Below are 9,539 nucleotides of genomic sequence, written 5' to 3' on the forward strand. Positions count from 1 at the left end.
GGGTCGCGGGCCGCCGTGGCGGCGGTGGTCCTGGCCACCGGGGCGTGCGGCGTCGCCGACGCGCGCGAAAGGTCCGTCACCGCGAAGGACACGCTGGTCATCGGCGTCAACACCGACCAGCCCGGGGTGGGCTCGCGCGTCAACGGCGTGTACGAGGGCTTCGACATCGACATCGCCAAGGAGGTCGCCGCGCGCCTCGGCGTCACCGGGGCGAAGGTCACGTTCCACGGGGTGTCCTCGGCGACCCGCGAGCCGATGCTGTCCGCCGGCGTGGTGGACCTGGTCGTCGCGAGCTACTCCGTCACACCCGAGCGCAAGGTGAAGGTGGCGTTCGCGGGCCCGTACTACGTGGCCCACCAGGACATCCTCGTCCGCGCGTCCGACGCCGGCATCAAGACCGTCCACGACCTGAAGGGCAAGCGGCTCTGCCGGGTCCCGGGCTCGCTGTCGTTCCCGCGCGTCCGCGACGAGCGGGGCGTCGCCGCGCTGCCGGTCGCCGCGAAGGGCTATGAGGACTGCCTCAACGCCCTCTCGGCGGGACGGCTGGACGCGGTGTCCACCGACGACCTGATCCTGGCCGGGCTCGCGGCGCGGGCGGCGCGGAGCGGCGGGAAGCTGAAGGTCGTGAACGCCCCCTTCTCGGACGAGCCGTACGGCATCGGCATCCGGAAGAGCGACGCGGACGGCTGCGAGGCGGTCAACAAGGCGATAACGGAGATGTACCAGGACGGCACGGCGCCGCGGCTGCTGAAGAAGTGGTTCGGCCCGGTCCACCTCAACGTCACCACCACCGTCCCGCAGTTCGAGGGCTGTGACTGACCGCACGGGCGCGGTCACGGGACGGATTCCGGTGGGCGGTTGGCACCGGGCGGCCACTGAGATCAGTCGGTTACGTAAGTTCCAGTCGGCGCGCGCGATCGTAAGTTATGGTCGCGATCAAAACCCGCAATCAGTGAGAAATCGGCCGCCTGAGGAGTGCCATGACGACGGTCATCCTGGTGGTGATGTGCGTCGTGGTCGGGGCGCTGGAGCTGTACGCCGGCAAGCAGAGCAGGGACCAGCAGAACGCGTTCACCCGGCGGATCGACGAGCTGAACGAGCAGGTGACCAAGCAGAACAACGTCCTGGTGACGGTCGGCGAGCAGCTCACCGCCGAGCTGTCGCGGGTCAAGCGCGACGTGCTGCCCGCCCTCGACACGCGGCTCCGGCAGAACACCGGCCAGGTCGAGGAGCTCGCCGGGCTCGTCCACCGGGCCGACGACTTCCTGCGGACGCAGGCCGGGCGGCTCCAGGACCTCGAACAGCAGCGCGTCACGCTCGCCGCGCTGCGCCGCAAGCTGACCGAGGTGGAGACGTCCGTGCGGGCGGCGACGAGCACCGGCGCCGCCGCCGTGGAGGGCAAGGTCGACACCGCGCTCGACCGCCTCGCCGACCTTGAGCGCGGCGGCGAGGAGATCCTGGAGCTCCAGCGCACCCTCACGCGGACGCTGGAGGACGTCGAGGACGTCGTCGCCGAGCTCCTCCAGTTCACCGAGGGCGAGCTGGACGACACCGTCACGGCCGCGCTGACCGGCCGCGCCCGCCCGCCCGCCGACGGCGCCGCCGTGACCGCCACGGGACGGCTGTGGACGCGCGACGGCCAGCTCCAGGACATCCTCACCGACATGTACGAGCGGTGCGTGCGCGCGAACCGGCTCAGCGTCCGCTTCCGCACGGCGGAGGGGGCGGACGGCCCGGCGCCGGACTCCCCCGAGCGGCGGCGCTACTTCCTCGGCGGGCAGGCGGCGGACGACCTCGCGGGCGCGTTCAGCGCGCTGCTCATCTCGACCGGCGCCGACCTGCCCCACAACGGCAACGGGCGGCGCGGCCTCGCCCGCGTCGAACCGGGCCTGCCGTCCGGCGTCGAGCCGCCGCGCCCGCCGGAGGACGAGGCGGCGCTCAAGGCCCTGCTGCGCACGCTGAACGAGAGCACCGGCGCGGTGGCGCAGATCGGCCCGCTCATGGCCGTCCGGACACGCGAGGAGCTGCTCTGCGCGGTCCTCACGGCGGGGCAGTCGCTGGAACTGGAGAGCGACGAGGTGTTCTGGGACCCGGCCACGGCCACCGTCCGGCTGCGGCACCTGCCGTCCCACCAGCTTTGGGACCTCACCGCGTGGGCCAGCACCCCGTAGAACCCGTCCTGTCGCCGTTCTAGGCGCTCTGTGCGGCGAGCCCATAGGCGCGTACGGTCCGATCCCCAGAAAACCCCAGGCGGACGTACAGCGGGCACCTGACGGAACGCGTCACCGGTTCCACCTCCGCGCAGAGCCCGAGCCCCGCCGCCCTGTCGAGGAACACCACGTTCTCCACGGCACGCGCACCACGGACCGCGTAAGGCACCGAATCGGCGTCGGCGGTGTCGAGGAGTTCCTCGAACGTCAGCTTGCGCGCGAACCGCATCAGCGCCCCCGCGTCCACGACGCGGCTGCCGATCGCCGCAGAGGGGCCCGCGACGACGATGCCGAAACTCGGGTTCTCCCGTCCCCGGACGTAGATCTCCCGGTCGGGTTCCAGGCCGCGGCGCCGCTCCGGCACCTGCACCCCGAACCCGGCGTCCCCGTTGAGGAACGCGGGTGGCCCGAAGCCCTTCCCGGCGCCCACCACGCGCACGGCGCCCGTCGGCGCCTCCCAACCCGGCAGGTACACGCCGAGCCCCCGGAGCAGCAGCCGCCAGACGGGTCGTCCGGTCACGTCCGGCGCGAACTCTCCTCGCGGCCCCCTCGCATCCGCATGACCACTCCGTGTTCCCTCCGGTGGCTCCCGCACGGTTCCCTCCGCCGGCTCCCGCACGCCGTCCATGATGAACATCATCAGCCGCCGATCCCCGGCGCACAAGGCCGATGCCGCGGCCCGTGCTGGACCGGCTCCATACCGCATAGGTCCCTGCGGCACCGCCGTCCGTTCGGCTAGGTTTGGACCCACCGGATCATGACGAGGACGCCGCCGTGAATCTGCAGGACATGATGGTGCAGCGCGACAGCTCGTCGCGGACCGTGGACAAGTATCTGATGGCCTACGAGGGACGCGTCATCGCGGTGCGCCGGCATCCCGCCGTCCTGATGCTCCCGGTGTCGATCGTGGTCGTCGGCCTCGTCGCCTGCGGCGCCGCCGGCGTCATCACCGGCGTGTTCTGGGTGTGGTGGGCGTGGGTGATCACCCTGGGCTACCTGGTCTGGAAGGTCCTCGCCTGGTCGATCGAGTTCTTCCTCGTCACCGAGCACCGCGTGATGCTGATCAGCGGCGTCCTCAACCGCAACGTCGCGATGATGCCGCTGGCGAAGGTCACCGACATCGCACTGGAGCGCTCCGTCGCCGGACGGATGCTCGGGTACGGCGAGTTCGTCATGGAGTCGGCCGGTCAGAAGCAGGCGCTCCGCAACGTCGGCTTCATGCCGTACCCGGAGCAGCTGTACCTGGAGGTCTCGTCCGTCATCTTCGGCACGATCGACGAGTCCCCGGACTGACCGGCGCCCAGAGCGCGCCCTTGTGCAGAGGGCCGAGCATGACGTCCGCACCGGAGCGGGCGGCTCCGACACCGACACGTCAGCGTGTGCACGTCAGCATGTCCACGTCAGCGGGGGGCGCGGAGGCTGCGACGCGCGGACACCAGGGCCACCACGACACCGACCGCGAAGATCAGCGTGCCCATCACGTTGACCTGCGGCGGCGTCCCGGTCCGCGTCGAGCCGTAGATCCACAGCGGGAACGTGACGGTGGCGCCGCCGGTGAAGTTCGTGATGACGAAGTCGTCGATGGACAGCACGAACGACAGCAGCGCCCCCGCGATCACTCCCGGCATGATCATCGGCAGGGTGACCAGCCGGAATCGCGTCCACGGCCCGGCGCCGAGGTCCTGCGCGGCCTCCTCCACCGCCGGGTCCAGGCCCACCACCCGGGCGCGGACGGTCACCGCCACGAACGCGATCGAGAACATCACGTGCGCGAGAAGGATCGTCAGGTAGCCGCGCGGCAGGTTGAACGTGACGAACATCGACAGCAGCGAGGCGCCCATCACGATCTCCGGGCAGGAGATCGCCATGAACAGCACGAGGTTCGTCGCGCCCTTGCCCCGGAACCGGTAGCGGCCGAGCGCCAGGCCCGCGAACGTCCCGATGACCGTGGTGATGAGCGTGCTCAGCAGCGCGATCGTCAGGGAGTTGACCACCGCCGTGGTGAGGTCGTCCTTGTCGAAAAGGTGCACGTACCACTTGAGGGTGAAGCCCTCCCAGCGGAAGTTCTGCTTGCTGTGGGTGTCGTTGAACCCGAACAGGATCATGATCGCGATGGGCAGGATCAGCCACGCGATCAGCAGCAGGGTGTAGACGTGCAGGACGGCGATCCGGCGGCGCCTCGGGTGCCCCCGCCGGGGCGCGGAGGGGCGGGACGGCGGCGGGGCCTTGCCCGGGGTGAGGACCGTCATGATCGCGCCGCCTCCAGAACGTCCTGGGTGCCGAGGGCCCGCGCGTAGGCGAAGATGCCGAGCAGCAGGATCGCCATCAGCACGAACGACAGCGCCGACGCCACCGGGTAGGCGCTGTTGTCGAAGTACTCCGCCTGGATCACGTTGCCGATCATGGTGTTGCGGGGACCGCCCAGCACCTCGGCGTTGACGTAGTCCGCCGAGACCGGCACGAACGTCATGATCACGCCGGCGAAGACGCCCGGCAGCGACAGCGGCAGGATGACCCGGACGAACGCCTGCGCGCGGCCCGCGTACAGATCGTAGGCCGCCTCCACCAGGCGCGGGTCGATCCGCTCCAGCGCCACGTAGATCGGCAGCACCATGAACGGCAGGAAGTTGTAGGAGAGCCCGGACACGACCGCGAACCCGGTGTCCAGGACGTGGAAGCCCGACGGCAGGATCCCGTGGTCGCGCAACGGGCCGAGAATGGGCCCGTTGTCGGTCAGCACCAGCTTCCACGAGACCGTCCGAAGCACGAACGACACGAAGTACGGCAGCAGGAGCAGGAACAGGTACGTCGACTTGTTGCGGCCGCCCCGGAAGGCGATCCAGTACGCAGCGGGGTACGCGAGCACAATGCAGACGATTGTGGCCAGCAGCCCGTACCAGAGCGACCTGACGAACTTGTCGCCGTAGGTGTCCAGGCCGTCGGTGTAGTTCTGCCAATGGAACGTCTGCCGGAACCCGTCGATGAGGTTGCCGGTCTGGAGCGACAGCGACACCATCAGCACCAGCGGGATCGCGAAGAACGCCAGCAGCCAGAGCCCGCTCGGCAGGATCAGCAGGTACGGCGTGAGCCACGCGCGCCCGCGCACCCGCGCGCCGCCCCGGTCGCTCGGCGAACGGCTCGACGGACCGCTCGGCGAACGGCTCGACGGACCGCTCGGCGAACGGCTCGGCGGACGGCTTGGCGGACCGCTCGACGGACCGCTCGGCGCGTGCCCCGCGGCCATCAGGACCCCTTGGCGATGGGCTCGAAGATCTTCTGGTACCGCGTCTCCTCCGCCTGGGAGAGCCGCCGGTAGTGCCGCAGCCGGGCCAGGTCGGTCTCGGACGGGAACACCAGCGGGCTGGTGCTCAGCCGGGTCAGGTCCTTCTTGTCCTCGCCGGTGGCCTTCGCCGCGTCCGCCGCGATGATCTGCTTCGTCCCCGGGACGGGCGTGATGTAGTTGACGAACTCCGTCAGCGGCGCGTTGTTGGCCGGGACGTACAGCCAGTCCATGAGGGTCAGCGCGTCCACCGGGTTCTGGGCGGTCCTCGGGATGCACATGTTGTCGGTCCAGAGGGTGCCGCCCTCCTTGGGCACCACGAACTTCACGTCCGGGCTCGTCAGGCTGTAGACGTCACCGGACCACGCCATCGTCATCCACACGTCGCCCTTGCTGACGGCGTCGACGTAGTCCTGGCTGTAGTACTTGCGGACGATCCCCTTGTCGCGCTGCTCGCGGAGCTTGGCGGCGGCCCGCTCCCAGTCGGCCGGGGTCGACTTCTCCGGGTCGATCCCGAGCAGGAACATCCCGAAGTTCCCGAGCTCCTGGGAGTCGCCCATCATGCCGACCTTCCCCTTGTACCCGGGGTCGAAGAGCTGGGCGATGCTGGTGATCTCGTCCTTGACGTACTTGGTGTTGTACGCGATGCCCGTGATGCCCGATTCGTACGGGATCGTGAAGGCGTTGCCCGGGTCGTAGGACGGGTTCTTGAACCCCGGCCCGGCGTTGGCCGCGAAGTTCTTCAGCCGCGCCAGGTCGAGCGGCGCCAGGTAGCCGAGCTGCCGGCACTTCTCCAGCTGGATGCCGTTCGTCATGACCATCAGGTCGAAGCCGATCGACTGGCCCGCCGCCAGCGGCGCCTGGATCTTGCCGAACCACGGCCCGGTCTCCTGGATGACCTCCTTGTAGGTCACCTTGGTGCCCGTGGCCTTCTCGAACGCCTTGATGGTCGCGTGGTCGTCCTGCATGTAGCCGGGCCAGTTCGCCCAGGACAGCTTCCCGGTCCGCGCCTTGCCCGCCCAGTACTTCTGCACGTCGGTCTGGCTGACCTTCGCCTTGCCGCCCTGCCCCTCCACGCCGCAGGCCGCCAGCGCGAGCCCGCCGCCCGCGACGCCCATCAGCCGCAGGAAGTCGCGCCGCGCCGGCACCGAACGCGGCCGCGTGAGTCCGCGCAGGAACGCGGGATCGATGTGGCTCACTGGGGGGCTCCTATGGCGTACGAGTGGCGCGGGTCCCACGACAGCCAGACGCCGTCGCCGCGCACGGCGATGTCGTCGGCGGACGCGGCGTTCTGCAGGAACACGACGACGTCGGCCCCGCCGCAGGTGAGGACGTTGTAGTTGGTCGAGGTGCCCAGGTAGACGACCTCTGTCACGGTCCCGCGGACGCCGCACACCTCGTCCCCGGGCCTGTCCGACCCGATCCCGATCTTCTCCGGACGCACGGTCAGCTCCAGCCGCTCCCCCACCGCGACCTCCAGCCCGTCCCGCACCGGCACCTCGATCCGCCCGTCCGCCCCGTAGGAGATCACCGCGCGGCCGGCCCCGACCTCGGCGACCTCCCCGTCCAGCAGGTTGGACGTCCCGATGAACCCGGCCACGAACCGCGTCGCCGGATGCTCGTAGATCTCCCGAGGCGTCCCGAGCTGCTCGATCAGGCCCTCGTTCATGACCGCGATGCGGTCGGACATGGTGAGCGCCTCGCCCTGGTCGTGCGTCACGTACACGAACGTGATGCCGACCTCCCGCTGGATCCGTTTCAGCTCGACCTGCATGGCCTGCCTCAACTTGAGGTCAAGCGCGCCGAGCGGCTCGTCCAGCAGAAGGGCGCGCGGACGGTTGACCAGCGCGCGCGCCAGCGCCACCCGCTGCTGCTGCCCACCGGACAACTCCGCAGGACGGCGCCGCTCCCGTCCCGTCAGATCGACGATCTCCAGCATCTCGCCGACCCGCGCCTTGATCTCGCCCTTGGGGACGCCGCGCCGGCGCAGGCCGAACGCGACGTTCTCGAAGACGCTCATATGCGGGAACAGGGCGTACGACTGGAACACCATGTTCACGTCGCGCCGGTTGGCGGGCACGCCCGTGACGCTCCGCCCGTGCAGGTAGACCTCGCCCGCCGTCGGCTCCTCGAAGCCGGCGATGACGCGCATGGTCGTGGTCTTGCCGCAGCCGGACGGGCCGAGCAGCGAGAAGAACTCCCCCTGCGCGATCGCCAGATCGACACCGCAGACCGCGGCGACCGTCTCGCCGTAGGCGTGGTAGTCCTTCTCCACCCCGGCGAGCTCGATGGCGGGAACTGCGCGCTCCGGGTCGTCGCGCGCCGGGGCGGACTGGGTCTCGGTCATGGCCGGGGTTCCTCCACGGCTCGGTCGCGGCGCGCACACCGCTGCTTGCAGGGACCCCCCGATGGTCAGACCGCCGGTCAGCCGCCGATGTAGTGCATGACGTGCTTGACCCGCGTGTAGTCCTCGATTCCGTACATCGACATGTCCTTGCCGTAGCCGGAGTGCTTGAAGCCACCGTGCGGCATCTCCGACACCAGCGGGATATGGGTGTTGACCCACACCGCGCCGAAATCCAGAGCCTTGGTCATGCGCATCGCCCGCCCGTGGTTCTGCGTCCACACACTGGCCGCCAGGCCGTACTTCACGCCGTTCGCCCATTCGACGGCCTGCTGCTCGTCCGCGAACTTCTGGACGGTGATGACCGGGCCGAACACCTCGTTCTGCACGATCTCGTCGTCCTGCCGGAGCCCCCCGACGACCGTCGGCGAGAAGAAGTAGCCACGGTCCCCGACCCGTTCGCCGCCGGTGAGAACCTGAGCGTGACCGGGCACCCGGTTGAGGAACCCTTGGACGCGCTCAAGCTGCCCAGAGTTGTTCACGGGACCGTAGTAGGCGTCCGCGTCGCTCGGAGGCCCGACCACGGTCCCCCTGGCGGCCTCGGTGAGCGCCGCGGTGAAATCGTCGTGCAGCCGGTCGGCCACCAGAACACGCGTGGCCGCCGTACAGTCCTGCCCGGCGTTGAAGTACCCGGCCTCGGCGATGCCCGACGCCGCCGCCTCCACGTCCGCGTCGTCGAAGACCACGACCGGAGCCTTGCCACCCAACTCCAGGTGGACGCGCTTGAGGTCCTTGGCCGCCGAGGCGGCCACCTCCATCCCCGCCCGCACGCTCCCGGTGATGGACACCATCTGCGGCGTCGGATGCTCCACGAGCGCACGTCCGGTGTCCCGGTCGCCGCACAGCACGTTGAACACGCCCGGCGGCAGGAACTCCGCCGCGATCTCGGCCAGCATCAAGGTGCTGACCGGCGTCGTCTCGGACGGCTTGAGCACCACCGTGTTGCCCGCCGCCAGCGCGGGCCCGATCTTCCAGACGGCCATCATCATGGGGTAGTTCCAGGGCGTCACCTGGGCGCAGACCCCGATCGGCTCTCGCCGGATGGAGGACGTGTGGTCGGCCATGTACTCGCCGGTGGCCTTGCCCTCCAGCACGCGGGACGCCCCCGCGAAGAACCGGAGGTTGTCCACCATCGGCGGCACCTCCTCGTCCAGGGTCATCTGGAGCGGCTTGCCCGTGTCGCGACTCTCCGCGGCGACCAGGTCCTGCGCGCGCGCCTCGACCGCATCGGCGAAACGCAGCATGGCGAGACTCCGCTCCCCCGGCGTCGCGTCGCGCCACGCGGGGAACGCGTCAGCGGCGGCGCGGAAGGCGGCGTCCACGTCCTCGGCGCCGGACACGGGCGCCTCCGCGTACGCCTCGCCGGTACTGGGGTCGACCACCTCCAGCGTCCGCCCGTCCTTAGCGTCCGCGTACTCGCCGCCGATAAAGTTGCGCAGCCTTTCGCCGCTCATCCTCGACCCTCCCTGGGCGCCGTCGCCCGATGTGTCGCTATTGGCCCGACCCTTACAGAGGTTCTCGGCCAATACAAGTGATTCCGTTGTTACGATCCAATTTCACGACTGATTCACTTGATCCCAACCCCGACCGCCCCCGATGCCGCAGCTAGGAGACCCACCATGACGGCCCAGCCGCCCGCCCACCG

Annotated in this window: 9 protein-coding genes; 3 read left to right on the forward strand and 6 right to left on the reverse strand. The window is 69.9% G+C overall.

The window, feature by feature from the left end:
• Positions 1–15 precede the first annotated feature (15 nt).
• Positions 16–819 (forward strand): glutamate ABC transporter substrate-binding protein, encoded by an 804-nt coding sequence (locus E1298_RS39425; protein ID WP_341770689.1) that lies wholly within the window; start codon positions 16–18, stop codon positions 817–819.
• A 161-nt stretch (positions 820–980) separates the two neighbouring features.
• On the forward strand, positions 981–2,171 hold the full coding sequence (locus E1298_RS39430; RefSeq protein WP_131902491.1) for a hypothetical protein: 1,191 nt from the start codon (positions 981–983) through the stop codon (positions 2,169–2,171).
• Between the two features lie 19 nt (positions 2,172–2,190).
• Here the strand turns inward: E1298_RS39430 and E1298_RS39435 are convergent, their stop codons facing one another.
• The gene (locus E1298_RS39435; RefSeq protein ID WP_243726092.1) at positions 2,191–2,730 is read right to left on the reverse strand and encodes a hypothetical protein; all 540 of its coding nucleotides are present in this window, start codon (positions 2,728–2,730) and stop codon (positions 2,191–2,193) included.
• A gap of 254 nt (positions 2,731–2,984) precedes the next feature.
• Between E1298_RS39435 and E1298_RS39440 the strand changes: the two genes are divergently transcribed.
• Complete coding sequence (locus E1298_RS39440) at positions 2,985–3,503, forward strand: PH domain-containing protein (RefSeq protein WP_424923196.1); 519 nt, start codon at positions 2,985–2,987, stop codon at positions 3,501–3,503.
• A 107-nt stretch (positions 3,504–3,610) separates the two neighbouring features.
• On the opposite strand, the gene E1298_RS39445 is transcribed toward E1298_RS39440, so the two are convergent.
• The 5 genes from E1298_RS39445 to E1298_RS39465 form a co-directional block, all read right to left on the reverse strand.
• Positions 3,611–4,459 (reverse strand): ABC transporter permease, encoded by an 849-nt coding sequence (locus tag E1298_RS39445; protein WP_131902492.1) that lies wholly within the window; start codon positions 4,457–4,459, stop codon positions 3,611–3,613.
• The gene (locus tag E1298_RS39450) at positions 4,456–5,316 is read right to left on the reverse strand and encodes an ABC transporter permease (protein WP_243726093.1); all 861 of its coding nucleotides are present in this window, start codon (positions 5,314–5,316) and stop codon (positions 4,456–4,458) included. The genes E1298_RS39445 and E1298_RS39450 overlap by 4 nt, the downstream gene beginning before the upstream one ends.
• A gap of 137 nt (positions 5,317–5,453) precedes the next feature.
• On the reverse strand, positions 5,454–6,689 hold the full coding sequence (locus tag E1298_RS39455; protein WP_243726094.1) for a polyamine ABC transporter substrate-binding protein: 1,236 nt from the start codon (positions 6,687–6,689) through the stop codon (positions 5,454–5,456).
• Entirely contained in the window at positions 6,686–7,837 is a 1,152-nt protein-coding gene (locus E1298_RS39460) for an ABC transporter ATP-binding protein (protein ID WP_131902494.1), read from the reverse strand. The genes E1298_RS39455 and E1298_RS39460 overlap by 4 nt, the downstream gene beginning before the upstream one ends.
• A 77-nt stretch (positions 7,838–7,914) precedes the next feature.
• Positions 7,915–9,348, reverse strand: coding sequence for a gamma-aminobutyraldehyde dehydrogenase (locus tag E1298_RS39465; RefSeq protein ID WP_131902495.1), 1,434 nt, complete (start codon positions 9,346–9,348; stop codon positions 7,915–7,917).
• Between the last annotated feature and the right edge of the window lie 191 nt (positions 9,349–9,539).

This window comes from Actinomadura rubrisoli (assembly GCF_004349215.1).
Taxonomy (GTDB): Bacteria; Actinomycetota; Actinomycetes; order Streptosporangiales; family Streptosporangiaceae; genus Spirillospora; species Spirillospora rubrisoli.

Coding starts and splice junctions, on each gene's coding strand:
- E1298_RS39430 (WP_131902491.1), top strand. CDS start 981: ATGACGACGGTCATCCTGGTGGTGATGTGCGTCGTGGTCGGGGCGCTG.
- E1298_RS39445 (WP_131902492.1), bottom strand. CDS start 4,459: ATGACGGTCCTCACCCCGGGCAAGGCCCCGCCGCCGTCCCGCCCCTCC.
- E1298_RS39460 (WP_131902494.1), bottom strand. CDS start 7,837: ATGACCGAGACCCAGTCCGCCCCGGCGCGCGACGACCCGGAGCGCGCA.
- E1298_RS39465 (WP_131902495.1), bottom strand. CDS start 9,348: ATGAGCGGCGAAAGGCTGCGCAACTTTATCGGCGGCGAGTACGCGGAC.